Raw genomic sequence first — 23,839 nt, forward strand, 5'->3', positions numbered from 1 at the left:
CGAGCCTGGGGCACGACCGTCGAAGGCAGGGAGGCTTCGGATTTCGAAGGCCTGCGTCTTGCGAGACATCCGATCCATCGTCCTGTGGCGTCGATGCAACTGATTCGGTAGGGTGCCTCATGGCGAGTGCGTCCTGCGTCGCCCAACCGAGGAGGCACCCGTGACCGAGACGGCCCGCGCACTACCCACCCATGACCCGGCGACCTGGCGCAGCCTGCCGACCTCGTCCACCCCGATCGATCCCAGCAGGGTGGAGCGGCTGCTCGCGGCCGAGTGGGAGCGTTTCTCCTCCTGGTCGAAGGGCTCGGGGGAGCACAACGCCCGGGCGAGCCGGTCCCTGCCCCTCGGCGTGACCAGCTCGTTCCAGCACTGGGACCCGTACCCCGTCTCCGTCGCGTCGGCGCGCGGCGCCTGGCTCACCGACGTCGACGGCAACCGCCTGCTCGACCTCTCGATGGGCTTCGGTGCGATGCTCGTCGGCCACCTCAACCCCGTCGTCGTCGAACGCGTCACCGAGGCCCTGACGCACACGGGCACGCTCTTCGTGACGCCGTCGCCGCAGGCCACAGAGATGGCCGAGAAGTACCAGGCGCGCTTCGGCCTCGACATGCTGCGGTTCACGAACTCCGGCACCGAGTCGCTGATGTACGCGATCCGCTCGGCTCGCGCCTACACCCGGCGCAAGGCGATCATCAAGATCGAGGGTGGCTACCACGGCGGCTACGACGGCCTCCAGGTCTCGGTCAAGCCCGACCTCGCCGACATCGGTCCGGCCGACGCGCCGATCCCCGAGGTGCCCTTCGACGTCGAGGCGGGGACGGTCCACGTCGTCGCGTACAACGACCTCGGGCAGCTCGAGCGGATCCTCGCCGAGCACGGCCGCGACATCGCTGCTCTCGTCGTCGAGCCGGTGATCGAGAACCTGTCCATCGTCGTCCCCGACGAGGGCTACCTCGCCAGCGTCCGGGCGCTCTGCGACGAGCACGGCGTCGTCCTCATCTTCGACGAGGTGAAGACGGGCCTCACCGCCGGGTACGCCGGCGCCGCGCAGCGTCTCGGCGTCAAGCCCGACCTCGTCACCCTCGCGAAGTCCATCGGCGGCGGCTTGCCGCTGGCGGCGTTCGGTGGCAAGCGTGAGGTCATGCAGGTCGTCGTCGACGGGCGGATGGCCCACTTCGGCACGTACAACGGCAACCCGCTCGTCATGGCCGCGGCGCACGCCGTCGACGAGGTCTGCACCCACGAGGCACTCGAGGCCGCCGAGGCGATGAACAACCGGGCTCTCGGCGCCATCGACGAGATCATCCGCACGCACGACCTGCCCGCTCACACAGTCGGATTCGGTGTCAAGGGCTGCGTCACCTGGTCCGCGACCCCGGTGCGCAACTACCGCGACTACAAGGCGACCGACTTCGGCCTCGCCGAGCTGTCGTGGCTCTGGGGCGTCAACCGTCGAGTGCTCACCCCGCCCGGACTCGACGAGCAGTGGCTCGTCTCCCTCGCCCACACCGACGAGGACATGGCAATCCTGGTCCAGGACTTCCGCCAGCTCGCGGAGGCCCTGCGAGCCTGAGCCGGGGACCGAGGCTGACGCTTCGTGCTTCCGACCCGGACCGCGGTGTCTCGGCGTCCCACCGGGAGGTGGTCTCTCACTCGCGGACGGCGGCATGACGGGACGTCGGGATCCCTCTAGGAGGAGCCCCCGCCGCCGACTCCCGTCATGGTCGCCCAGAACACGGAGACTGCGGCCGCGCCGCCGAGCGCAGCAGCCCCCGTGCCGATCAGCCACGGGCGCAGTGGGGCCAAGGCCTTCAGACGGCTCATCCAGCGAGCCGCTGCGAGCGCTGTTCCCAAGCCGACCGCCGCTGCGAGCAGGAGCCCGAGGGCGGGCAGCCCCACCGCCAGGGTGATGGCCCACGGCGTCTGCCGGCCCCCGAGCGCTTCTGTGGCCAGACCGAGGAAGAGCAGGGACAGGTAGGCGACGACAACAGTGGCGCCTCCCAACGGCACGACCCAGACCCAGCTGACCTTGACGGCCCAGTGCGCGACGGCCTTCGTACGGTCGCGTGAGTCCTCCTGTCCCGACTCCGTCTCGTCGGCCCCCGCGGGCGAGTTCATCGCATCACCGTATCCGGGCCCACCGCCTTCGGGGTACGTGACGGATTTCGCGATCTCATCCCGGCCGGTTGAGCCGTCGCCCCGGCCCGGGTGCCTAGCATCGAGGCCGTCCAGGACGGAGACCTCACATGGCAGCAGATCGTCTCGAACGGCCGGCCCCCTTCACCAGCGAGGACTACCGCGCCCGTTCACGACGTGTAGTGGATTCGGCTGCGGCGCAAGGCCTCTCCGGGGTCCTGATATCGCCGGGGCCTGACCTGGTCTGGCTGACGGGCTACCGCCCCACGGCCGTCACGGAACGACTCACCCTCCTCGTCCTGAGCCAGGACCGGGAGCCGACCCTGGTGGTGCCGACCCTGGAACGGCACGACGCCGAGCGAGCGGAGGGCGTCAAGAAGATCCAGGTGACGGACTGGGCGGACGCGACCGACCCGTACCGGGCGGTGGCCCCGCTGCTCCGGCCGGACGGGACCTACGGGATCTCCGACTCCACCTGGGCGCTGCACCTGCTCGGCCTGCAGGACAGCCTCCCCAAGTCACGCTACCGCTCCCTGACGAAGGCGCTGCCCATGATGCGCGCCGTCAAGGGCCCGGACGAGCTGGCGCGCCTCGCCTCGGCCGGTGCCGCCGCCGACGAGACCTACCGCGCAGTCCTCGAGGTGCCGTTCGCGGGGCGCCAGGAGACCGACGTGGCGGCCGACCTGGCTGCCCTGTTGCGGCGCTTCGGGCACGAGCAGGTCGACTTCACGGTGGTCGGGTCGGGCCCGAACGGCGCCAACCCGCACCACGAGGCTGGGGACCGCGTCATCCGCGAGGGTGATGCCGTGGTGCTCGACTTCGGCGGCCTCAAGGACGGCTACGGCTCGGACACCACCCGCACCGTCTGCGTGGGCGAGCCCACCGCGGAGATCCGGGACGTCCACGAGATCGTGCGGCAGGCGCAGCAGGCCGGGGTCGACGCCGTGCGGCCGGGTGCGACCTGCCAGGACGTCGACCGTGCCGCCCGCGCCGTCATCCGCGAGGCGGGTTACGGCGAGGCGTTCATCCACCGCACCGGCCACGGCATCGGCGTGACGACCCACGAGCCGCCCTACATCGTCGAGGGGGAGGGGCAGCCACTCGTCCCGGGCATGTGCTTCTCGGTGGAGCCCGGCATCTACCTCGAGGGACGCTTCGGGGTGCGGATCGAGGACATCGTCACTGTGACCGGCTCCGGCGTCGCCCGGTTGAACAACACGCAGCACGGGCTGGGGATCGTCGCCTGAGGCGTCGGCGCGACGATCAACCCCGTCGAGTGATGCTCCGGCCGGTGTCCGAGGCGACCCTGATGCGGAGCCGCGAGACAGCTCTGGAGGAGGCGGTGGTCAGCATGCTCGCTGTGGGAACCGTTCCGAGGAGAACGGGGGAGTCGCGATGAGCACGGTGGAGGGGGCCAGCGGTCGCGCGGTGCCCGTCGAGACGGCGAGGGCCCGTACCAAGGCCGCGCCCTACATCTCGTGGATAGCCCTGGCCATGATGACGACCAGCTCTGTGGCCAGCCTTCGCGCAGCCCCCACCATGGCCGTCTACGGGCTCGCGTGCGTCTTCCTGTACGTCGTGCCGGCCATCGTGTTCCTGATCCCCACGTCGCTGGTCTCCGCCGAGCTCGCCTCGGGGTGGGAGGGCGGCGTGTACAACTGGGTCTCCCGGGGCCTGTCCAAGCCCATGGGCTTCCTCGCGGTCTGGTGCCAGTTCGCGATGACGATCTTCTACTACCCGAGCCTGCTGGGTTTCGTGGCCAGCACCCTGGCCTACGTGATCAACCCTGCCCTCGCCTCCAACGGCGTCTGGACGGCCCTGGTGATCGTCGTCGTGTACTGGACGGGGGTCTGGGTCTCCTCCCGCGGCACCAAGGGGGTAGCGGGTCTGGCCAGCGCCGGACTCATCATCGGCACCCTGGTCCCGGGCGTCATCCTCGTCAGCCTCGGGGCCGTCTTCCTCGGTCAGGGCCACCCGTCGGCCGCCCCCATGGACGCCGCCCACCTCTTCCCGGTGTGGGCCGGGCTGTCGAGCCTCGTCCTCATCGTCAACAACTTCCTGTCCTACTCCGGCATGGAGATGAACGCGGTCCACGTCGGCAGCCTGAGGAACCCGGCCAAGGAGTTCCCGAGGTCGATGTTCCTCGCCATGGCGCTGGTCCTGCTGATCTTCATCCTCCCGGCCTTGGCGATCAGCTGGATCGTGCCCGCCGACGAGCTGTCCCTGACGGCGGGTGTGATGCAGGCCTTCGACGCCGTCCTGGCCAACTTCGGCGCGCAGTGGCTCACGCCGATCTTCGGGATCATGCTGGTGTCCGCCTCCCTCGGAGGCATGCTCACCTGGCTGGCGGGCCCGTCCAAGGGACTGCTGCTCATCTCACGGCAGGAGGGCTACCTGCCGCCGGTGCTGCAGAAGCTCAACAAGAACGGCGTCCAGCAGAACATCCTGGTCGCCCAGGGCATCGTGACGACCATCATCGGCCTCGGCTACGCCTTGATCCCCAACGTCTCGAGCGCCTACTGGATCTTCTCCGTCATCACCACGCAGGTCTACCTCATCATGTACCTGTTGATGTTCGTCGCCGCAGTTCGACTGCGCCGCAACGATCCTGACCATCCGCGGGGGTACCGCGCCCCGATCCTCGGGGCCCTCTGCGGGGTCGGGTTCGCAGCCTCACTGGCCGCCCTGCTCATCGGGTTCATCCCACCCTCGCAGTTCGAGTCCGGCAGCCCGGCGCTGTACCTGCTCATCGTCGCCGGCGGCGCGCTGGGTCTCGGGCTGCTGGTGCCGTTCCTCTTCTACCGGTCGCGCAAGCCGTCCTGGAAGCAACCAGAGGCCGCGGAGGTGAGCCAGTCATGACCGTCACCGAAACCTCCTCGAAGAAGGAGAACCGAACCACGTACATCGTCATGGGGGCCCTGGTGCTGGTGCTCACGGTGATCGCGTTGGTCACCTTCCACTCCGGCAAGACCTCGCAGGAGGCACAGCAGAAGGCCGTCCAGCTGACCGCCGCCCTCACGGCCGCCGGCGCACGTGCCCCCAGCCAGGAGACGCTGGTGCGACTCTTCGGCAACGACGGCGGCTCCGTGTGCGACGACCCCAACGGGGCCCTGCGACGGGGAGTCCTGACGCAACAGCTGATGAACGGCGCTGCCGGCCCGGGCATGCGCCCGGTCATCGCGGACCGACGCGTCGTGGGTGCCCAGCTGCTCATCATGAAGGTCTACTGCCCGGACGAGGTGCCGAGCTTCCAGGAGTTCGTCAACAGCCTGAACCTCAGCGACACCGTGAAGGGCTGAGGAACCGTGGACCTGCGTGGCCGGGTGACCGGGCTGATGGGACGCGCGCGAACGGACCTCGCCGAGCTGGTGGTGATCCCGTCGGTCGCAGATTCGCGGCAGTACCCGCCGGAGGGGTGTGCGCGTGCCGCCCAGTGGGTCGTCGAAGCCTTCATCGAGGAAGGCTTCCGCGACGCCCACCTGGAGGAGACGGCGGACGGCAGCCAGGCGGTCATCGGCTCACGCCCGTGCGCGGATCCGGCAGCACCGACGGTCCTGCTCTACGCCCACTACGACGTCCAGCCTCCCCTGGATGAGGACGCCTGGCGTACCCCGCCGTTCGAGCTGACCGAGGTCGACGGACGCTGGTACGGGCGCGGCGCGGCCGACTGCAAGGGCAACATCGTCATGCACCTCACCGCGCTGCGAGCCCTGGGTGACGACGTGCCGGTCAACCTCAAGCTCGTGGTCGAGGGCTCGGAGGAGCAGGGGACCGGCGGCCTCGAGGACTTCGTGCCCAAGCATGCGGAGCTGCTCCAGGCCGACACGATCCTCGTGTGCGACACGGGAAACGCGTCCGTCGGCGTCCCGGCCGCGACGGTGAGTCTTCGTGGCATGGTCAACCTCGTGGTCAGCGTCGACGCGTTGTCCTCGGAGGTGCATTCCGGCATGTTCGGCGGAGCTGCCCCGGACGCCCTCGCGGCTCTGGTTGCCATGCTGGCCACCCTGCGCGACGCGACAGGCGACACCACCGTGACCGGGCTGGACCACGGCCAGACCTGGCCGGGCGAGCCCTACCCGCCCGAGCAGTTCCGCACCGACGCGGGACTGGTCGACGGCGCGGCCCTGCTGGGGAGCGGCACCGTCTCCGACATGCTCTGGGCACGTCCCGCCCTCACCATCTTGGGCATCGACTGCCCGCCCGTGCTCGGCTCCGCGGCGGCCATTGCACCGCACGCGAGGGCCCGCCTCAACCTGCGCATCCCTCCGGGGACCGAGCCGGACGTGGCGGAGAAGGCGCTGACGGAGCACCTGCTCGCGAGTGCCCCGTGGGGAGTCCGCGTCGGCGTCGAGTCGGAGGCGACCGGAGCGCCGTTCCTGGCTCGGACCGACGGCCCCGCCTACCGCGCCATGGCGGCGGCCATGGAGGAGGCGTTCGGGACTTCGATGGTCCATCTCGGCCAGGGCGGCTCGATCCCCTTGTGCAACGTCTTCGCGGAGACCTACCCGAACGCAGAGATCGTCCTCATGGGCGTCGAGGAGCCGCAGGCTCTCATCCACGCGCCCAACGAGAGCGTCGACCCGCGGGAGATCGCCCGTCTCGCTCTCGCCGAGGCACTCTTCATGCAGGGACTGGCGTCGGGGAGGGAGCGGTGAGGTGGACGCACGGAACACGATCTCGATGACCTTCCGGGCGAGCGGCGGCGAGGCCGTCGCGGCCCTGGAGGAGGCAGCGCGGCGCGCCGGGATGCAGCACCTGTCCTCGGACGCCGTGACCGGCATCTTCGTCTTCACCGCCGGGCGGCTCGTGCTGTCCGCCGGAGAGAAGGTCACGGCCCGGATCCACGAGGTGGTTCCGGGCACCGTGGAGGTGACGCTGTCCTCGAACCTGCAGTTCGGCCTGGGGAACGTGGGTGCCGGGGGCGTCGGCCGGGACCGCATGGGCGAGGCCCTCGGCCAGCTCCTGCCGCCGGCCACCTAGCCCGAGGGCCTCGGTGTCCCCACGGTGATCCGGAAGGCGCTGTCGCACCTGACGCACCTCGCGTCCCGGCGCCTGGGGGTCCGGGCTCGCACGGTCGAACCCGAGCCCCAGCCGGTGCCCCCGCCCCCGCCCGAGGCCGTCGTCGAGCTGCTGCGGCACCTCGGGGTCTCGCTGACCCGCGCAGGAGACGCGACGCAGCGCGTCACCCGGATCCTCGAGGACGTGGCCCGGGTGTATGCCGCCAGGGGCGTGACCTTCTTCGTCGTCCCGACAGGAGTGTTCGTCCGCATCAGGACGGGGGGCACGAGCCGGATGGACTTCCAGGCCGGCGCCAGCGCACCCCTACGGCTCGATCAGATCGACGCTCTCTACCGTCTCGTCGACGACATCCGCCACGGGCTGGTGGACGCCGAGCCCGCCCGCGCGAGACTGGGCCGCCTGCTGCAGGCCGAGCCGCGCTTCGGGCGAGTGGTCTCGATCCTGGCCAGCGGGATCCTCACCCTCGGTCTCGGTCTCGTGCTCAACCCCACCGCCGCAGCCCTCCCGGCATTCCTGTCGATCGGCTTCCTCGTCGGTGCCCTCCGATGGTGGGCCGACCGCAACCCGGTGCTCTCCCTGGTGCTGCCCGTCGCCGCGGCGGCACTGGTCACCGCGCTGGTCTTCCGGTGGCTGGCTCCGGCGCTCGACAGCCCGCCCCTCGAGATCGTCATCCCGACCCTGATCACCTTCCTGCCGGGGGCGGCCCTGACGGTGGCGACCGTCGAGCTCTCCACCGGCGACATCGTCGCGGGCTCTGCCCGCCTGGTCGACGGGCTCCAACGGCTCTTGGTCCTGTCCTTCGGCATAGCCCTCGGAGTCGAGGTCGGTGGCCTCCCGACGCCGCCCAGCGTTCCGGGAGCAGCCCTGGGCCCGTGGGCGGCCTGGGTGGGCGTGCTCGTCTTCGGGGTCGGCCAGTTCTTCGCCTCCTCGGCGCCGCCCGGGACCCTCCCGTGGCTGCTGCTCGTCCTCTACGTCGGCTACGGGATCCAGGCAACGTCCGGCCTCGTCCTCGGCCCTCTCGGAGCCAGCTTCCTGGCAGCCGCGCTGGTCCTGCCGGTCTGCTACGCCATCCAGAGCCGTCGCAGCGGCCCGCCGGTGCCGGTCACCTTCCTGCCCACCTTCTGGCTTCTCGTCCCCGGCTCGCTCGGCCTCCAGGGTGTGGCACAGATGGTGGGTGCCGACCAGGTGGCGGGGCTGGGCGACTTCCTCGACGCGCTCCTGACCATCGTCGCGATCGCGGTCGGGGTGGTCGTGGGCTCCGGCCTCTCCGAGCGGATCGGTCGCGTGACGTCGACCTGGCGCGGGCTCTAGTGCGGCCAAGGCCAAGGCCAAGGCCAAGGCCAAGGCCGACGCTCGGCGGCTGCGGTCACAGCCGCCGCGTGCGCAGGCGGAGGGCGTTGCCGATGACGCTGACCGACGAGAGGGCCATCGCGGCAGCCGCGACCATCGGGGACAGCAGGAGCCCGAAGGTGGGGTAGAGGACGCCGGCGGCGAGCGGGATGCCCGCGGCGTTGTAGACGAACGCGAAGACGAGGTTCTGGCGGATGTTCGACATCGTCGCCTCGGACAGCGCGCGCGAGCGGACGATGCCGGTCAGGTCGCCCTTGAGCAGGGTGACCCCGGCGCTCTCGATGGCGACGTCGGTGCCGGTGCTCATCGCGATCCCCACGTCAGCCGCGGTGAGGGCGGGGGCGTCGTTGACGCCGTCGCCCGCCATGGCTACTACCCGGCCCTCGGCGCGCAGCGCGTTGACGACGTCGCTCTTGTGATCCGGGAGCACCTCCGCCTCCACGCGGTCGATGCCCAGGCTGCGGGCGACGGACCGCGCGGTGACCTCGTGGTCTCCGGTCAGCATGACGACCTCGATGCCGTCCTCCCGCAGCGCCGCGAGCGCGGCCGGGGTGGTGTCCTTGACGGGGTCGGCGATGGCGAGCACCCCGGCGACCGCGCCGTCGACGGCGACGTGGACGGCGCTCGCGCCGTCGGCCCGCAGCCGGTCGGCCTCGGCATCCGAGCCGGAGGTGTCGATGCCGTGGGCAGCCAGGAAGCCACTGTTGCCCACGAGGACGCGTCGACCCTCGACGGTCGCCGTGACGCCCTTGCCGACCGGCGCGTCGAAGTCGGCGGCCGGTGGGACGTCGAGACCGGCGTCGGCGGCCGCCCGGACCACGGCGAGCCCGAGCGGGTGCTCGCTCGCGCGCTCGACGGCGGCCGCGAGCCGCAGCACGTCGTCGTCGCGCCAGCCCTCCGCGGCGGCGACGTGGGTGACGGTCGGGCGTCCCTGCGTCAGGGTGCCGGTCTTGTCGACGACGAGGGTGTCGACCTTCTCCATGAGCTCGAGGGCCTCGGCGTTCTTGATGAGGACGCCGAGGGACGCGCCGCGGCCGACGCCGACCATGATCGAGACCGGCGTGGCCAGCCCGAGCGCGCAGGGGCAGGCGATGATGAGGACGCTGACCGCGACGACGAGGGCGTGGGCGAGCCGGGGCTCGGGCCCGATGACGGCCCACACGACGAACGCGACGATCGCGGCGGCGATGACGGCGGGCACGAAGACGGCCGAGACGCGGTCGGCCATGCGCTGGATGGGGGCGCGGGAGCGCTGGGCCTCGGCGACCATCTGCACGATGCGCGCCAGCATCGTGTCGCGGCCGACGCCCTCGGCGCGCACGACCAGCGAGCCGGTCTGGTTGACCGTGCCGCCGATGACGGCGTCGCCGCCGGTGCGGGTGACCGGCATCGACTCGCCCGTCACCATCGACTCGTCGACGGTGGACCGGCCCTCGTGGACCGTGCCGTCGACCGGCACCGACTCGCCGGGCCGGACCCGGAGCAGGTCGCCGACCTGTACCTGTTCGAGGCCGACGTCGGACTCGGTGCCGTCCGACCCGAGGCGGTGCGCGACCTTCGGGGTGAGGTCGAGCAGGGCGCGGATGGCGCCGGACGTGCTTTCGCGGGCGCGCAGCTCGAGGACCTGCCCGAGCAGCACGAGCGTGGTGATGACGGAGGCTGCCTCGAAGTAGACCGCGACCGCGCCGTCCATCCGGAAGGCCTCCGGGAACAGCCCCGGCGCCACCGTCGCGACGACGCTGAAGAGCCAGGCGACGCCCGTGCCCATCGCGATGAGGGTGAACATGTTCAGCCGCATCGTGCGCACGGAGGTCCACCCCCGCTCGAAGAACGGCCAGCCGGCCCAGAGCACGACCGGTGTCGCGAGGACGAGCTGGGCCCACGTGGCCACGGAGGCGGGGATCGCGTCGTGCAGGGCCGGAACCAGGTCGCGGCCCATCGACAGGACGAGGACGGGGATCGTCAGCGCCACCGCGAACCGGAAACGACGGGTCATGTCGGCCAGCTCGGGGTTGGGGCCGGAGTCGACGGTCACGGTGACCGGCTCGAGCGCCATCCCGCAGATGGGGCACGAGCCCGGCCCCGGCCGCCGGATCTCCGGGTGCATCGGGCACGTCCACTCGACGTCGTCGCCGGTGGCCTCGTGGGCATCGTGGCCGGCGTGTGCCTGACCAGCCGAATCGCCCACGTAGCCAGCAGGGTTCGCGGTGAACCTCGATCGGCACCTGGCTGAGCAGAAGTGGTAGGTGTGCCCGTCGAGGTCGTGGCGGTGCTCGCTCGTGGCGGGGTCGACGTCCATGCCGCAGACAGGGTCCTGCACCAGGGGGCGCGTCGCCGCCATCGAGGGGTCGCGATCGGTTTCCATACCTCCAAGATACCCCTATGGGGTATCTAGTCAAGGGGCCCGGTGACGGCCGGGGGCTCGGCTCGGGGGCCGTGGAGCCCGCTGGTGGACACGTCAGCGGACGCTGTATGGTCAGCGAGTGCTGACCATTGACCCGCGCCTCGACGTCATGACCCGGCTCGGGCGGGCGATGTCCGACCCGACGCGGGCCCGCATCCTGACGGCCCTCCTCGACGGGCCGGGCTACCCCGCCGTGCTCGCCCGCGAGCTCGGGCTGACGCGCACCAACGTGTCCAACCACCTGGCGTGCCTGCGTGGCTGCGGCCTCGTCGTCGCCGAGGCGGAGGGCCGGCAGACGCGGTACGAGATCGCCGACCCGCACCTGACCCTCGCGCTCGAGTCGCTGCTGGCCGTCGTCGTCTCCGTCGACGACGGCACGGCCTGCTCGGACGTCGGGTGCGAGCTCGGCTGCTGCCGGCCGGGAGAGGCGCCGTGAGCCGCGAGTGCTGCGGCCCCGACGAGCCGGCCCGCGCCGAGGGGGAGGCGCTCGCGCAGACCCCGCTCGAGCTGCGCCCCCTGACGCCGTGGTGGCGGGACCGGCTGCTGCTCCTGCCCGCCGTGTCCGGTGTGGCCCTCGTCGTCGGCTTCGTCGCCGGCCGCCTCGGTGCCGACGCCGTCGCCACGGTGGTCGAGGTCCTCGGGCTGGCCGCCGGCGCCTGGACCTTCGTGCCCGGCGCGCTGCGCAGCCTCGCGCGCGGTCGCCTCGGCGTCGGGCTGCTCATGACGATCGCCGCCGTCGGTGCCGTGGCCCTCGGACGCGTGGCGGAGGCCGCCGCGCTCGCCTTCCTCTTCTCGGTGGCCGAGGCGCTGGAGGAGCGGGCGATGCAGCGCGCCGAGCACGGGCTGCGCGCCCTGCTCGCCCTGCTGCCCGACACCGCCGACGTCGAGCGCGCCGGCGAGGTCGTCGCGATCCCGTCGGCGCAGCTGCGGCGGGGCGACGTGCTCCTCGTCGGCGCCGGCGCGCGCATCGGCACCGACGGCGTCGTCCTCGACGGACGCTCCAGCCTCGACACCTCGCCCGTCACCGGCGAGTCGATCCCGGTGCCGGTCGAGGCGGGCGACGAGGTCGCCGCCGGCTCCGTCAACGGCTCCGGCACCCTGCGGGTCCGCGCCACCGCCGACGGCCGCGACAACTCCCTGACGCAGATCGTGCGGCTCGTCGAGGAGGCCCACGCCCGCAAGGGCCAGCGCGCGCGGCTCGCCGACCGCATCGCCCGGCCCCTCGTGCCGACCGTCCTCGTCCTCGCCGGGCTCGTGGCCGCCGCGGGGCTGCTCACCGACGACCCGGGGCTGTGGCTCGAACGGGCCCTCGTCGTGCTCGTCGCCGCCTCCCCGTGCGCCATGGCCATCGCGGTCCCGGTCACGGTGATCTCGGCCATCGGCGCGGCCAGCCGCCTCGGTGTCGTCATCACGTCCGGGGAGGCCTTCGAGCAGCTCGGCACCGTGCGCACCGTGGCGCTCGACAAGACCGGGACCCTGACCCGCAACGAGCCCACCGTCGTCGCGGTGTCGGTCGCCCCCGAGGCTGACGGGACCGACGAGGACGCCGTGGTCGCCCTCGCCGCCGCCCTCGAGGCGAGCAGCACCCACCCGCTCGCCGACGCGGTCCGCACCGCCGCGCAGGCGCGCGGGCCGGTGGGCGCCGCCACCGGCGTCGAGGAGCAGCCGGGTCACGGCGTCTCAGGGTTCGTCGACGGCCGCGCGGCACGCGTCGGCAGCGACCGCTGGGTCGACCCTGGCCGGCTGCGCGACGCGGCCGACGCCATGGCGTCGGAGGGCATGAGCGTCCTCGTCGTCGAGCGCGAGGGCGCCGTCATCGGTGTGATCGGCGTGCGCGACGAGCTGCGCCCCGAGGCCCCGGAGGCGGTCGCGATGCTCCGCGACCTCGGCGTCGGCGTCGTCATGCTCACCGGTGACGACCGGCGCACCGCAGCCGCGCTCGGTCGCGACGCCGGGATCGACGACGTGCGGGCCGAGCTGCTGCCTGCCGACAAGGCGCGCGCGGTCGAGGCCGGTGCGGGGCTCGGGCCGGTCGCGATGATCGGCGACGGCATCAACGACGCCCCCGCCCTCGCGGGGGCCGCCGTCGGCATCGCCATGGGCGCCACCGGTTCTGCCGCCGCTGTCGAGTCCGCCGACGTCGCGTTCACCGGTCACGACCTGCGACAGATCCCGCTCGCCCTGGCGCACGCCCGACGCGGCCGGCGGATCATGACCGGCAACATCGGCCTGGCGCTCGCGATCATCGTCGTGCTCGTGCCGCTCTCCCTCGCCGGTGTCCTCGGGCTCGCCCAGGTGGTCCTCGTGCACGAGGCGGCCGAGGTGCTCGTCATCCTCAACGGCCTCCGTGCAGCCCGGGTGCGGCGTCGGACGGACGCCGGGACCGAGGTGCGCGAGCCTCGGCCCGCGACCTCACTGACGGCCTAGCCGCCGACGGGCCGGACCGAGGGCGACGCGTCGCGGGTCACCACGAGGTCTGGGCACAGGCGCTGGAGCCGGCCGGTTCGACCTGCAGCGTGGCGTGCTCGATGCCGAAGCGCTCGCGCATGACCGCCGCGGCCTGGGCCAGGATCGCGCCGGAGTCGACCGGGGCCGCGCCACCCTCCGCGACCGCGGTGACGAGGTGGGCGGTGGCGACGTTCATGCCCGACGTGAGGGTCCACACGTGCAGGTCGTGCACCTCGATGACGCCCTCGATCCGGGACAGGGCCTCCTCGGCCTCGTCCGGGTGCATGCCGGCGGGCGCGTGCTGGCCGAGGACGGCCAGGACCTCGCGCCCGAGCATCACGGCGCGGACCGCGACGAAGACGGCGATGGCGAGGGCCACGACGGTGTCCCACCACGGCTGGCCGGTGGTGCCGACGAGGATCGCTGCGGCGATGACGCCGACCGAACCGAGGGTGTCGGCGAGCACCTCGAGGTAGGCGCCCTTGACGTTGAGGCTCTCGCCGGCCCCGCCCCGCAGCAGCGCGATGCACACGAGGTTGACGACGAGGCCGAGGGCGCCGACGAGCAGCATCGGGCCCGAGGCGACCTCGGGCTCGGCGCCGATGCGCCCGATCGCCTCGATGCAGATGTAGACCGCGACGCCGAGCATGAGCAGGACGGCCAGACCCGACGCGAAGACCTCGGCGCGGTAGGAGCCGAACGTGCGGCGGCCGGTGGTGTCCTTGCGGGTGGCGATGCGCGTGGCCACGAGGGCCGCCCCGAGGGCGACGACGTCGGCAGCCATGTGTCCGGCGTCGCTGATCAGGGCCAGGGAGCCGGAGCTCAGGCCGACGACGAGCTCGACGACGAAGAACGTGGCCACCAGCCCGAAGGCCAGCTGCAGGCGCCAGCGGTGGGCTCCGGCGGCCGAGGCGCCCCCGCCGTGCGAGTGCCCGTGGCTCATGCGCCGGCCCCTCGGCCCGTCCGTGCTGCTGTCCCTGCGCCGGCGGAGTTCTCGTGGGTCAGGTGCTCTCGGGTGACGTCGAGGAGCATCCGGACGTGGGCGTCGGCGAGCCGGTAGTACATGAGCCGGCCCTCGCGGCGGGCGACGACGACCCGCGAGGCGCGCAGCAGGCGCAGCGACTGCGACACCGTCGTCTCGGCGACGCCGGTCGAGGCGGCGAGGTCGCAGACGCACAGCTCGCCGGCCTCGAGGAGGGCGTAGAGCAGCTTGGCGCGCGTCGGGTCGCCGAGCAGCTTGAAGACGGCGGACACCTGGACGAGCTCGTCCTCCGGCAGGGCACGGGACCGGACGTGACGCACGGTCTCCGGGTGGACGCAGTGGTCGGTGCAGGCGTCGATCCCGACGACCGTCTCATCTGAACGCATGCTCAGATATTACGGGCGAGTGGCGAGTCACGGAACCGGGGCCGGCGCACTCCGGGCAAAGAGGGCAGACGGTCGCCGCCACGCCAGCCGGGTCGTCTCGACGTGGCCCCGAGCGGGCATGACCATGGCATGGACGACGAGGAGAGGCTGCTCTGCGAGTGGCAGGCGGCGCGCGAGGCCTACGACGAGGCGCTCGTGTCCCTCTTCCCCACCGGCGCGGGCGGGAGCGGCGGGCGGCCAGATCCGCTGCTGCTGCGCGAAGCCGCACACCGACGCGCGGTCGAGGAGCTCGCGCGACGCCGCTACTACGCGAGCCGCGGACTGGACGGCGCCTGAGGCGCCTGGCTCACGTGACGAGGTCCAGGCGGTGGTCCTGGCCGCGGAAGCTGAAGGTGTCGCCCACGCGCTTGCCGACGATGGCCGCGTAGACGGGGGAGCCGGCGCCGATGCCCTCGTAGCTGACCCCGTCGCAGTCGAAGGCGTCGCTGCTGACGCCGACGACGTAGTGGTCGCCGTCGAAGCCCACGACGGCGCCGGGGCCGACCTCGGTCGTCGGCGTGAAGTCGAGCGCGCGGATGGCGTCGAGGGACTCGCGCGAGTGCGCCGCGGACCGCTGGAAGAGACCCTCGAGGTCGCCGGCCTCGAGCGTCTGGGACGAGTCACCGGCCTCCGGCACGGCGTCGCGGTCCTGGCGTGCGGCGTCGCGCTCGGCGGTGCTCTGGCTCGTCAGCGCTGCGAGCGCGGACTCGGCGTGCGCGATGAACGCGTCGCGCACGCGGAGCTTGCCGTCGGCGTCGAGGCCGGTGGGCTGCGTCATGGGTCTGTCCTGCCTGACGTCGGGAACGCTGGAGCAACTCTCCAAGGTAGATCCCCGGCGCCGTCCCGGTCGAGGGATCCGGTCGCGCCTGGGACGCTTGACGGCTTGCCCGTGGACGCCTGCGACCACCTTGTCGGGGCTCCTGGCCGGCGGGAGAATCGCAGGGAGTCGCGGTGCAACGACCACCGAAGCGACCACTGGAACGACCACTGACGGGAGGGGCCGACATGCCATCAGCGCGACGGACCATCGTCATCGAGCGCCCCATCGAGGCCGTCTTCGCCTTCTTCACCACGCCGTCCAACGACCTCCGGTGGCGGCCCCACGTCCGCGAGATCGACGGCCCGGCGCAGCTGTCGACCGGAGCCCGGATCCATCAGGTGGTCGCCGGGCCGGGTGGCCGGGGGATACCGGCCGACATCGAGGTGACCGAGTACGCGCCCTCGACCGCCTACGCCTTCAGGGTCGTCGCCGGACCCGCACGACCCCAGGGGGCGTATGCGTTCACGAGCGCCGGGCCCGACGCGACCGAGGTCACCTTCTCGCTCTCCGCAGAGCTCGGCGGCCTGAAGAAGCTCGTGATGGGCGCCCCGGTGCAGAAGTCGATGGACGGCGAGATGGCCTCGCTCGACACCGCCAAGCGTCTGATCGAGTCCGGCTAGCCATCAGCCGCCGTCGCTCGCGCCGCCCACGACCGGGACGCGCGCGCCCTGGCCGGTCGCGATCTGCGCGACGGCGCGCACCGAGTCGGTGCCGGCGGCCAGGTAGCCGTTGTGCCCGTGCGCCCCGCCGACCGGGAGTGGCCGTGCCCCGAACGACGGGGACGTCGGGTCGGCGGCGTGGCCGAAGCCCTCGAGCCGGGTGTGCGGGACGAGGCCGATGGGGTCGTCGGCGGCGACGCCGGCCCAGACCGTCGCGCGGGTCCGCAGGGCCGATCGCGTCCACACGTCCATGCCCGGCGACCCGACGACGACGAGGTTGGAGACGCGCAGGCGGGGAGCGGCGTGGCCGCAGACCACCGAGCCGTAGCTGTGGCACACGAGGCTGACGGTGGCCGAGCGCGGGAGGTGGTCGACGAAGGCGACGAGGCGGGGCGCGCCGTCGAGGGCGCGGTCCGAGCGGGCGGCGTCGGCGTCGAGCCCTGCCGGGGCGTCGTAGTCGAGCCAGACCACCACGGCGGCCGGTGTGTGCGGGTCCGAGCGCTGCATCTCGGCGAGGAGGGTGCGGGCCTGGACCGCAGGGTGCCGGCGTCCGGCCTCGTGCTCGTCGCGCAGCAGCGGACCCGTCCAGCCGACGCCGGGGACGATGACGGCGATGTGACGCGCGCGACGCACGTCGCCGAATGCCTCGACGAGGCGGCCGTGGCGTGCGTCGGAGCTGAGCACCGTGGCCCGCGGACCGCTGACCTGCACGGGGGTCCCGTCGCTGATCGACTGGCCGACGGCCGGTGCCGCCCCGACGAGGAGGGTCGCGAGGGTGACGGCGGCGAGGGCGAGCCGGTCGCGCAGCGATCCCCGAGTGGGGCGTCTGGAGGAGGGGGTGCGTCGGTGAGGGTGGGGTCGTCGATCCACTCGGCGTCCTTGTCGTCGGTCAGGCGGCAAGGTCGTGAGTCTGACGAAGAAGCCTGTGAGCGGTTCACAGGAGCCGGGTCTCAGCGACCTCCGGGGTGGGCAGCGGGGCGGAAGTCTGGGAGCCTGCAAGGAGCCGGGTCCGACCCGAGGCTCGACTGCGACCCACCCAGTCCAGCACCTTGGAGGCTCCATGCCCACCTACGACGTCGGCTACTTCGTCGGCAGCCTGTCCTCGACCTCGATCAACCGGACGCTGAGCCGCGCGCTGATCCGCCTGGCCCCGAAGGACCTCACCTTCACCGAGATCCCCATCGGCAACCTGCCGCTCTACAGCCCCGACTTCGACGCCGACTACCCGGCGGAGCCGCAGGCGCTCAAGGACGCGATCGCCCGTTCGCAGGCGGTGCTCTTCGTGACGCCGGAGTACAACCGCTCGATCCCGGGCGCCCTGAAGAACGCCATCGACTGGGCCTCCCGACCGTGGGGCCAGAACTCCTTCGACCACATCCCGGCGGCGGTCATCGGGGCCTCGCCCGGCCAGATCGGAACGGCGCTGGCCCAGCAGAGCCTGCGCGGCGTGCTCAGCTTCTGCAACGCGCGGCAGATGACGGCGCCCGAGGCATACGTCACCTTCCGCCCGGGGCTGTTCACCGACGACGGCGAGGTGACCGACGAGTCCACGGCGGACTTCCTGTCGGGCTTCATGCAGGAGTTCCGCGACCACATCGAGCGGGTCCTCACCGTCCTGCCGCGACCGTGAGTCACCCCTGCTCGCGCGGCGGCGTACCCCGGGGGGTCGGCGCGTCGAGGTCGTAGCGGATGCCGACGACGCGGATGCCGAAGCACAGGCAGGCGGCGACGAGGGCGCCGGCGGGTCCCGGGGCGCCGAGCTCGTGGGCCGTCACCGTGGCGGTGGCCCCGACGAGCGCCGGGATGGCGTAGAGCCCGCTGCTCAGCACCGTGGGGACGTGCCCGAGGAGGACGTCGCGCAGCGTCCCACCCCCGACGCCGGTGATCGCCCCCAGCAGGACCGCGGGCAGCGGTGCCATGCCGGAGTCGAGCGCCTTGAGGGAGCCGGTGACGGCGAAGAGGCTCAGGCCCATCGCGTCGAAGACGTTGATGGACAGGGCGATCCGATCGAGACGAGGGCCGAGGAAGAAGGCGAGGAGGGCGCCGGAGGCGGCGACGACCAGGTAGCGCCAGTCGCTGAAGGTGGCCGGGGGCAGGGAGCCGATGAGCACGTCGCGGATGATGCCTCCGCCCATCGCGGTGAACATGCCGAGCGCCACGACGCCGACGATGTCCAGGCGGGCGGTGCGGATCGCGGTGAGCGCCCCGTTGAGCGCGAACACGAAGGTGCCGGCGAGGTCGAGGACGAGGAGCAGGAGGCCCGACGTGCTCATCGACGCGCTCAGCGTCCGAGCCAGGCCAGCGCGGCGACGACGAGGGCGGAGGTCCCGGTGTCGAGCGTCGGCTGGACGACCGGCGCGAAGAAGGGGGAGTGGTTGACGGGCACGTCCTGGGCGACGGTGCCCGCCTCGACGGCTGCGCGGTACGCGTCGGGGTCGCTGCCGCCGATCCCCCAGTAGGTGTACGGGACGCCGAGGGCGGTGGGCAGGTCGCTGAAGTCCTCGCTGGCGCTCTGCAGCGGCAGCTCGGTGGCGAGCTCGCCGAAGTGTGCGGCGAAGGCCGCACGGACGCGCTCGGTCGTCGCCGCGTCGTTGACGGTGGGTGGGAACCGGTCGAAGAGCTCGAGGTCCGGCTCGGCCGGCGACCCGGACGCCTGGCACTCGGCGACGACGATCCTGCGGACGGCATCGAGGACCGCCGCGCGGGTCTGCTCGTCGTAGGTGCGCACGTTGAGCTCGAGGACGGCGTGGTCGCCGATGACGTTGCTCTTGGTGCCGGCCCGGATGCTGCCCACGGTGAGGACCGCCGGCGTCGTCGGGGCGAGCTCGCGCGAGACGACGGTCTGGAGCCGGACGACGATCATCGCCGCCAGCACGACGGGGTCGACGGCCGCCTGCGGCATCGAGCCGTGCGCGCCGCGCCCGTGGACGGTGACGCGCAGGCTGTCGGCGGCCGAGAGGACCGCACCCGGGCGGGTGCCGACCGTGCCGGCGACCCCCGGCAGGACGTGCTGCGCCAGCGCCACGTCCACCGACCCCACGAGCCCGGCGAGGCCGTCCTCGACCATCCGCCGGGCGCCGTCGCCCAGCTCCTCGGCGGGCTGGAACAGGGCCACGACGGTGCCGCCCCAGGCGTCGCGGTGCCCGGCGAGCAGGTCGGCCGCGCCGAGCAGGCAGGTGACGTGCACGTCGTGCCCGCACGCGTGCATGACCGGGACCGCCTCGGCGGCATCCTCGACCGACGCCTGTGCGGTGCTCGCGTAGGCCAGGCCGGTCGCCTCCTGCACCGGCAGCGCGTCCATGTCGGCGCGCAGCAGCACCGAGGGCCCGTCGCCGTTGCGGAGGATCCCGACGACGCCGGTGCCACCGACGCCCTCGGTCACCTGGTAGCCGCTCCCGCGCAGCCGGTGCGCGACGGCGGCCGCGGTCTGCGTCTCCTGGTGGGACAGCTCGGGATGCTGGTGCAGGTGGCGGTAGAAGTCCTCCTGCCAGGGCCGGCAGGCCCCCAGGCCGGACAGGACCGCCGTGGCGGCGGACGCGGAGCTGGACATCGGGCCTCCTCGTGGTCGGCGCCGTCGGGCTGCCGTGGAGAACCCGACCACGGTATCCCCGCACCCGGGAGCGGGGAGGCCCGCCGCCCCGCCAGTACGTCACGGCCCGGACCCCCCGCGACGACGGACGCTGCCGGCGCCGTCAGGACGCGTCGGGGTTCTCGAGCACGACGGCCAGGCCCTGACCGACGCCGATGCAGATGGCGGCGACGCCCCAGCGCTCGTTCCGCTCGCGCAGGACCTTGGCGAGGGTGGCGACGATGCGTCCGCCGGAGGCGCCGAGGGGGTGGCCGAGGGCGATGGCGCCGCCGCGGGTGTTGACGATGTCGGGGTCGACCTTCCACGCGTCGAGGCAGGCCAGGGACTGCACGGCGAAGGCCTCGTTGAGCTCGACGGCGCCGACGGCGTCCCACCCGATGCCGGCCCGGGCCAGCGCGCGGCCCGCGGCCTCGACGGGGGCGTAGCCGAACTCCTGCGGGGTGAGGGCGAAGGCGCCACGGCCGGCGATGCGGGCCAGCGGGGCGGTGCCGATGACCTCGGCCGCGGCCTCGGAGCCGAGCAGGACCGCGGACGCGCCGTCGCTGAGGGGCGAGGCGTTGCCGGCGGTGATGGTGCCGTCGGGGCGGAAGGAGGGGGTGAGCGTCGCGAGCGTCTCGACCGAGCTGCCGGGGCGGATACCCTCGTCGCGGGTCAGCCCGGTTCCCTCGACCGGTACGACGAGGTCGTCGTAGAAGCCGTCCTCCCAGGCCTGGTGGGCGAGGCGGTGCGACCGGGCGGCGAACGCGTCCTGGCGCTCGCGGGTGATGCCGAAGCGCTCCTGCAGCTGCTCGTTGGCCTCGCCGAGGGACACGGTCCAGGCCGGGTTCATCCGGGGGTTGACGAGGCGCCAGCCCAGCGCCGTGGACACCGCGGTGAGGTCACCGGCCGGGAAGGCGCGCGCCGGCTTGGGCATGACCCACGGGGCGCGGGTCATCGACTCGACGCCACCGGTCAGCACGATGTCGGCATCGCCGGTCTCGATGGCCCGGGAGCCGGCGTGGACGGCGTCGAGGCTCGAGCCGCAGAGCCGGTTGACCGTCGTACCCGGGACGCTCACCGGCATCCCGGCCAGCAGGGCCGCCATGCGCCCGACGTTGCGGTTCTCCTCGCCGGCGCCGTTGGCGTTGCCCCACACGACGTCGTCGACGCGGCCCGGGTCGAGGTCCGGGGTGCGGGCGAGCAGCGCCGAGATCGCGTGCGCGGCGAGGTCGTCGGGCCGGACGCCGGCGAGGCTGCCGTTGAACTTGCCGAAGGGGGTGCGGACGGCTGCGTACACGAACGAGGTCGACGAGGTCACGAGGGGAGCCTAGGGGCCCGACGCCGGACGAGCGCCGGCACCGGCCCGCACCCCGGTCGAGAGGTCCTGACCGGGAGCTCCCTCCACGGCGCTGCCGGCCAGGACGTCGACGGCATACCCGTTTTGTCCGTCCTGTCCACATTCGGGGCATGGCCGGCGATCGTCGCACCCGGTTCCGGGTAGTGCGTCCACCGTGAACGTCCACGACGCGGGTGACGAGGCACGAGGGCCCCTGCCGCGCACGCCTGCCGTGCTGCGGGGCCTGCCCCACGCCGGGGGCGGCGTGGAGTCCGGGATCTCGGTGCCGCAGCTGGCGCGCCTGGTCGACCACCGCCTGCACGTCGAGAGCCTCGACCCGGACTCCCTGGCCCGGTCGGTGCGCCTGGCCGTCGAGTACGGGGTGGGCGCCGTGACGTGCAGGCCCGGCGACGTCGCCACGGTCGCGACGCTCGTGCGGGAGCACGCCACCGACGTGGGGCTGCGCTGGCGGCGCCCGGGGTCGCCGGGGCAGTCAGCGCCGGCCGGGACGGCGGGCGCCGCCCCGCCGTGGCGGTCCCCGCTCGTGGGCGTCGCCACGGCCCTCGAGTTCGAGCGGCGGGCCACGAGCGTCGAGGCACTCCTCGAGGAGACGCGCGACCTCACCCTGTCCGGGGCGTCGGAGCTCGCCCTGCTCGTGGACGAGCAGCGCCTACCGGTGCCTCCCGCCCGAGACCGGGTCCTCGCGGCCGCCCCGGCACCGACGCCCGACCGCGGGGCCCGGCGCGACTGGCGCGAAGCGGTGGCCGCTCTCGTCGAGGCGCAGCCGCGGTACCGGTTCCGGCTGCGGGTGCACCTCGACACGAGCGAGATGACCGACGACGTCGTGCGTCGGGCGTGCGAGTCCCTGCGCGCTGCGGGCGTCTGGATGGTGCAGGCCGGGACGTGGCGCGGGCCGCGCACCAGCTTCAGCCAGATCCGCGTCATGCGTGAGGCGCTCGGCGGGGCGACGCGTCTGAAGTGGACGAGCCCGGTCTCCTCGCTGCACGGCCTGCTCCTCGCGGTGGCCGAGGGCGTGGACCGGTGCAACGCCGAGGACACCTTCGTGCTGCTCGGCGCAGCCGAGCAGCACGCCCGCGTCGGTCCCATCCGGGTGCCGAGGCCGGGGCTGGTGGGCTGAGGTGCCCGCTCGGGGGCAGGACCCGCGGCGGGTTATCATCTGCGCATGGATGCAGATGCGCAGGCAGCAGACCTGCCGAGCGAACAGGTCGAGCTCGCGGTCGAGATCTTCCGGATGCTGGCCGACGCCACCCGGATCCGGCTGCTCTGGGCGTTGACCGAGGGGGAGCTGTCGGTCAACGACCTTGCCGACCGCGTCGGCAAGCCCGGCCCGTCGGTCTCCCAGCACCTCGCCAAGCTGCGGATGGCGCGGATGGTGCGGACGCGGCGCGACGGCAACCAGGTGTTCTACCGCGTCGACAACGAGCACGTCGCGAGCCTCGTCCGCGACGCGGTCCACAACGCCGAGCACGCGACCGATGGAGTGCCCCGGCACCACCGGTCGGCCGACGTCGCCGCGATCGCGGCGACGGGTGGAACCACGACACGGACGACGGGCTGAGATGCACGACCACGACCAGGACCACGCGCAGGACCACGCGCACGACCACGACCAGGACCACGCGCACGACCACGCGCACGACCACGCGCACGACCACGGTCACGACCACCGAAGGGGCCTGTGGGCCCGTGTGACCCATGCCTTCACCCCGCACTCTCACGATGCCGCCGACTCGATCGACCCGGCGCTCGAGTCGAGCGCGAGGGGGGTCCGGGCCGTCAAGGTCGGCCTCGTGGGCCTCGGCGCCACGGCCGTCCTGCAGCTGGCCGTCGTGTCCGTGTCCGGCTCGGTGGCGCTGCTGGCCGACACGATCCACAACTTCTCCGACGCGCTCACGGCCGTGCCGCTGTGGATCGCCTTCGTCCTCGGGCGCCGGGCCGCCACGAAGCGGTTCACCTACGGCTACGGCCGCGCCGAGGACCTTGCCGGCCTCTTCGTCATCGTGATGATCGCGCTGTCGGCCGTCCTCGCCGGCTGGTCCGCCGTCGAGCGGCTGCTGCACCCGGCGCCGGTCACCGACCTCGGCTGGGTCGCGCTCGCGGGCCTGCTCGGCTTCCTCGGCAACGAGGCGGTGGCCGCCTACCGGATCCGTGAGGGCCGGGCCATCGGGTCGGCGGCCCTCGTCGCCGACGGGCACCACGCCCGCACCGACGGCCTCACCTCCCTCGCCGTCCTCGTCGGGGCCGGCGGCGTCGCGATCGGCTGGGGCTGGGCCGACGCGGTCGTCGGCCTCGTCATCACCGTGGCCATCCTCGTGGTGCTGCGCACCGCGGCCCGCGACGTGCTCCGCCGGCTCATGGACGGCATCGAGCCACAGCTCGTCGAGCAGGCCGAGGCCACCCTCGCCGCCGTGCCCGGCGTCATCGGGGTGCGCGGCGTCCGGATGCGGTGGATCGGTCACCGGATCCATGCCGAGGCCGAGCTCGACGTCGACGCCGGCGCGACCCTCGCCGAGGCCCACGCCCTGGCGCACCGCGCGGAGCGTGAGCTGGTCCGCACGACGCCGCGGCTCACGACCGCTGTCGTGCACGCCTACCCGGCGCACGAGACGGTGGCGCACTGACGCAGTGGGGCGCCGGCCGGTCGGTACGTCCGGACAGCGCCCCCTGCGTC

24 protein-coding genes are annotated in these 23,839 nt (G+C 73.0%); 15 read left to right on the forward strand and 9 right to left on the reverse strand.

The features are described from left to right. The first annotated feature begins 160 nt into the window (after positions 1 to 160). On the forward strand, positions 161 to 1,573 hold the full coding sequence (locus BIV28_RS11710) for an aspartate aminotransferase family protein (RefSeq protein WP_076262006.1): 1,413 nt from the start codon (positions 161 to 163) through the stop codon (positions 1,571 to 1,573). Between the two features lie 116 nt (positions 1,574 to 1,689). On the opposite strand, the gene BIV28_RS11715 is transcribed toward BIV28_RS11710, so the two are convergent. Next, complete coding sequence (locus BIV28_RS11715) at positions 1,690 to 2,118, reverse strand: hypothetical protein (RefSeq protein WP_076262008.1); 429 nt, start codon at positions 2,116 to 2,118, stop codon at positions 1,690 to 1,692. A gap of 128 nt (positions 2,119 to 2,246) precedes the next feature. On the opposite strand from BIV28_RS11715, the gene BIV28_RS11720 reads away from it, so the two are divergent. The 6 genes from BIV28_RS11720 (at position 2,247) to BIV28_RS11745 (ending at position 8,466) form a co-directional block, all read left to right on the forward strand. Continuing rightward, positions 2,247 to 3,383, forward strand: a complete 1,137-nt coding sequence (locus tag BIV28_RS11720) for an aminopeptidase P family protein (RefSeq protein ID WP_076262009.1) — start codon at positions 2,247 to 2,249, stop codon at positions 3,381 to 3,383. Positions 3,384 to 3,531: 148 nt separating this feature from the next. Next, positions 3,532 to 4,995, forward strand: coding sequence for a glutamate/gamma-aminobutyrate antiporter GadC (gene gadC, locus BIV28_RS11725; protein WP_076262011.1), 1,464 nt, complete (start codon positions 3,532 to 3,534; stop codon positions 4,993 to 4,995). Then, positions 4,992 to 5,435, forward strand: a complete 444-nt coding sequence (locus tag BIV28_RS11730; RefSeq protein ID WP_076262012.1) for a hypothetical protein — start codon at positions 4,992 to 4,994, stop codon at positions 5,433 to 5,435. The genes gadC and BIV28_RS11730 overlap by 4 nt, the downstream gene beginning before the upstream one ends. 6 nt (positions 5,436 to 5,441) lie before the next feature. Further along, a complete protein-coding gene (locus BIV28_RS11735) occupies positions 5,442 to 6,791 on the forward strand; it encodes a dipeptidase (protein WP_076262014.1) in 1,350 nt (449 codons plus the stop codon). Between the two features lies 1 nt (position 6,792). Continuing rightward, on the forward strand, positions 6,793 to 7,116 hold the full coding sequence (locus BIV28_RS11740) for a hypothetical protein (protein ID WP_076262015.1): 324 nt from the start codon (positions 6,793 to 6,795) through the stop codon (positions 7,114 to 7,116). A gap of 114 nt (positions 7,117 to 7,230) precedes the next feature. Beyond that, the gene (locus BIV28_RS11745; RefSeq protein ID WP_242652928.1) at positions 7,231 to 8,466 is read left to right on the forward strand and encodes a threonine/serine exporter family protein; all 1,236 of its coding nucleotides are present in this window, start codon (positions 7,231 to 7,233) and stop codon (positions 8,464 to 8,466) included. Positions 8,467 to 8,521: 55 nt separating this feature from the next. On the opposite strand, the gene BIV28_RS11750 is transcribed toward BIV28_RS11745, so the two are convergent. Further along, a complete protein-coding gene (locus BIV28_RS11750) occupies positions 8,522 to 10,870 on the reverse strand; it encodes a heavy metal translocating P-type ATPase (protein ID WP_076262017.1) in 2,349 nt (782 codons plus the stop codon). Positions 10,871 to 10,988: 118 nt separating this feature from the next. On the opposite strand from BIV28_RS11750, the gene cmtR reads away from it, so the two are divergent. Together cmtR and BIV28_RS11760 are read left to right on the forward strand one after the other, a co-directional pair. Further along, positions 10,989 to 11,345, forward strand: coding sequence for a Cd(II)/Pb(II)-sensing metalloregulatory transcriptional regulator CmtR (cmtR, locus tag BIV28_RS11755; RefSeq protein ID WP_076262018.1), 357 nt, complete (start codon positions 10,989 to 10,991; stop codon positions 11,343 to 11,345). Further along, positions 11,342 to 13,336: a heavy metal translocating P-type ATPase gene (locus BIV28_RS11760; RefSeq protein WP_423221538.1), complete on the forward strand. Its 1,995-nt coding sequence runs from the start codon at positions 11,342 to 11,344 to the stop codon at positions 13,334 to 13,336. Before cmtR ends, BIV28_RS11760 begins: the two co-directional genes overlap by 4 nt. A gap of 37 nt (positions 13,337 to 13,373) precedes the next feature. Here BIV28_RS11760 and BIV28_RS11765 read toward each other — a convergent pair whose 3' ends face one another. Together BIV28_RS11765 and BIV28_RS11770 are read right to left on the reverse strand one after the other, a co-directional pair. After that, positions 13,374 to 14,300 carry a cation diffusion facilitator family transporter gene (locus BIV28_RS11765; RefSeq protein ID WP_076262020.1) on the reverse strand — a complete coding sequence of 309 codons (927 nt, stop codon included), beginning with the start codon at positions 14,298 to 14,300 and terminating at the stop codon, positions 13,374 to 13,376. Then, positions 14,297 to 14,725 (reverse strand): ArsR/SmtB family transcription factor, encoded by a 429-nt coding sequence (locus tag BIV28_RS11770; RefSeq protein ID WP_076262021.1) that lies wholly within the window; start codon positions 14,723 to 14,725, stop codon positions 14,297 to 14,299. Before BIV28_RS11770 ends, BIV28_RS11765 begins: the two co-directional genes overlap by 4 nt. 129 nt (positions 14,726 to 14,854) lie before the next feature. Between BIV28_RS11770 and BIV28_RS11775 the strand changes: the two genes are divergently transcribed. Further along, positions 14,855 to 15,061 carry a hypothetical protein gene (locus BIV28_RS11775; RefSeq protein ID WP_076262023.1) on the forward strand — a complete coding sequence of 69 codons (207 nt, stop codon included), beginning with the start codon at positions 14,855 to 14,857 and terminating at the stop codon, positions 15,059 to 15,061. A 10-nt stretch (positions 15,062 to 15,071) separates the two neighbouring features. Here the strand turns inward: BIV28_RS11775 and BIV28_RS11780 are convergent, their stop codons facing one another. Further along, positions 15,072 to 15,542, reverse strand: coding sequence for a hypothetical protein (locus tag BIV28_RS11780; protein ID WP_076262024.1), 471 nt, complete (start codon positions 15,540 to 15,542; stop codon positions 15,072 to 15,074). 227 nt (positions 15,543 to 15,769) lie between these two features. Here BIV28_RS11780 and BIV28_RS11785 point away from each other — a divergent pair, with 227 nt between their 5' ends. Beyond that, positions 15,770 to 16,204 carry an SRPBCC family protein gene (locus BIV28_RS11785; RefSeq protein ID WP_076262026.1) on the forward strand — a complete coding sequence of 145 codons (435 nt, stop codon included), beginning with the start codon at positions 15,770 to 15,772 and terminating at the stop codon, positions 16,202 to 16,204. A gap of 3 nt (positions 16,205 to 16,207) precedes the next feature. Here BIV28_RS11785 and BIV28_RS11790 read toward each other — a convergent pair whose 3' ends face one another. Beyond that, positions 16,208 to 17,113, reverse strand: coding sequence for an alpha/beta hydrolase (locus BIV28_RS11790; protein WP_076262028.1), 906 nt, complete (start codon positions 17,111 to 17,113; stop codon positions 16,208 to 16,210). Positions 17,114 to 17,303: 190 nt separating this feature from the next. Between BIV28_RS11790 and BIV28_RS11795 the strand changes: the two genes are divergently transcribed. Continuing rightward, complete coding sequence (locus BIV28_RS11795; protein WP_076262029.1) at positions 17,304 to 17,873, forward strand: NADPH-dependent FMN reductase; 570 nt, start codon at positions 17,304 to 17,306, stop codon at positions 17,871 to 17,873. A gap of 1 nt (position 17,874) precedes the next feature. On the opposite strand, the gene BIV28_RS11800 is transcribed toward BIV28_RS11795, so the two are convergent. The 3 genes from BIV28_RS11800 to BIV28_RS11810 all read right to left on the reverse strand — a co-directional run bounded on the left by BIV28_RS11800 (position 17,875) and on the right by BIV28_RS11810 (position 21,129). Further along, positions 17,875 to 18,516, reverse strand: a complete 642-nt coding sequence (locus BIV28_RS11800; protein WP_076262031.1) for a trimeric intracellular cation channel family protein — start codon at positions 18,514 to 18,516, stop codon at positions 17,875 to 17,877. An 8-nt stretch (positions 18,517 to 18,524) separates the two neighbouring features. Further along, positions 18,525 to 19,793 (reverse strand): amidohydrolase, encoded by a 1,269-nt coding sequence (locus BIV28_RS11805; protein WP_076262033.1) that lies wholly within the window; start codon positions 19,791 to 19,793, stop codon positions 18,525 to 18,527. 142 nt (positions 19,794 to 19,935) lie between these two features. Beyond that, positions 19,936 to 21,129 carry a thiolase family protein gene (locus BIV28_RS11810; RefSeq protein WP_076262035.1) on the reverse strand — a complete coding sequence of 398 codons (1,194 nt, stop codon included), beginning with the start codon at positions 21,127 to 21,129 and terminating at the stop codon, positions 19,936 to 19,938. 193 nt (positions 21,130 to 21,322) lie between these two features. On the opposite strand from BIV28_RS11810, the gene BIV28_RS11815 reads away from it, so the two are divergent. From BIV28_RS11815 to BIV28_RS11825, 3 genes are read left to right on the forward strand one after another with little or no spacing between them, the layout of a single operon-like run. Then, entirely contained in the window at positions 21,323 to 22,285 is a 963-nt protein-coding gene (locus BIV28_RS11815) for a beta/alpha barrel domain-containing protein (protein ID WP_076262037.1), read from the forward strand. A 45-nt stretch (positions 22,286 to 22,330) separates the two neighbouring features. Next, complete coding sequence (locus BIV28_RS11820) at positions 22,331 to 22,726, forward strand: ArsR/SmtB family transcription factor (protein WP_076262038.1); 396 nt, start codon at positions 22,331 to 22,333, stop codon at positions 22,724 to 22,726. Position 22,727: 1 nt separating this feature from the next. Beyond that, a complete protein-coding gene (locus tag BIV28_RS11825) occupies positions 22,728 to 23,789 on the forward strand; it encodes a cation diffusion facilitator family transporter (protein WP_083707272.1) in 1,062 nt (353 codons plus the stop codon). Positions 23,790 to 23,839: the final 50 nt, after the last annotated feature.

The organism is Intrasporangium flavum (assembly GCF_001956915.1).
In the GTDB taxonomy this organism is placed as follows: Bacteria; Actinomycetota; Actinomycetes; order Actinomycetales; family Dermatophilaceae; genus Monashia; species Monashia flava.

Coding starts and splice junctions, on each gene's coding strand:
- BIV28_RS11805 (WP_076262033.1), bottom strand. CDS start 19,793: ATGTCCAGCTCCGCGTCCGCCGCCACGGCGGTCCTGTCCGGCCTGGGG.
- BIV28_RS11820 (WP_076262038.1), top strand. CDS start 22,331: ATGGATGCAGATGCGCAGGCAGCAGACCTGCCGAGCGAACAGGTCGAG.
- BIV28_RS11730 (WP_076262012.1), top strand. CDS start 4,992: ATGACCGTCACCGAAACCTCCTCGAAGAAGGAGAACCGAACCACGTAC.
- BIV28_RS11750 (WP_076262017.1), bottom strand. CDS start 10,870: ATGGAAACCGATCGCGACCCCTCGATGGCGGCGACGCGCCCCCTGGTG.
- BIV28_RS11775 (WP_076262023.1), top strand. CDS start 14,855: ATGGACGACGAGGAGAGGCTGCTCTGCGAGTGGCAGGCGGCGCGCGAG.
- BIV28_RS11715 (WP_076262008.1), bottom strand. CDS start 2,118: ATGAACTCGCCCGCGGGGGCCGACGAGACGGAGTCGGGACAGGAGGAC.
- BIV28_RS11800 (WP_076262031.1), bottom strand. CDS start 18,516: ATGAGCACGTCGGGCCTCCTGCTCCTCGTCCTCGACCTCGCCGGCACC.
- BIV28_RS11780 (WP_076262024.1), bottom strand. CDS start 15,542: ATGACGCAGCCCACCGGCCTCGACGCCGACGGCAAGCTCCGCGTGCGC.
- BIV28_RS11825 (WP_083707272.1), top strand. CDS start 22,728: ATGCACGACCACGACCAGGACCACGCGCAGGACCACGCGCACGACCAC.
- BIV28_RS11795 (WP_076262029.1), top strand. CDS start 17,304: ATGCCCACCTACGACGTCGGCTACTTCGTCGGCAGCCTGTCCTCGACC.
- gadC (WP_076262011.1), top strand. CDS start 3,532: ATGAGCACGGTGGAGGGGGCCAGCGGTCGCGCGGTGCCCGTCGAGACG.
- BIV28_RS11765 (WP_076262020.1), bottom strand. CDS start 14,300: ATGAGCCACGGGCACTCGCACGGCGGGGGCGCCTCGGCCGCCGGAGCC.
- BIV28_RS11770 (WP_076262021.1), bottom strand. CDS start 14,725: ATGCGTTCAGATGAGACGGTCGTCGGGATCGACGCCTGCACCGACCAC.
- BIV28_RS11785 (WP_076262026.1), top strand. CDS start 15,770: ATGCCATCAGCGCGACGGACCATCGTCATCGAGCGCCCCATCGAGGCC.
- BIV28_RS11720 (WP_076262009.1), top strand. CDS start 2,247: ATGGCAGCAGATCGTCTCGAACGGCCGGCCCCCTTCACCAGCGAGGAC.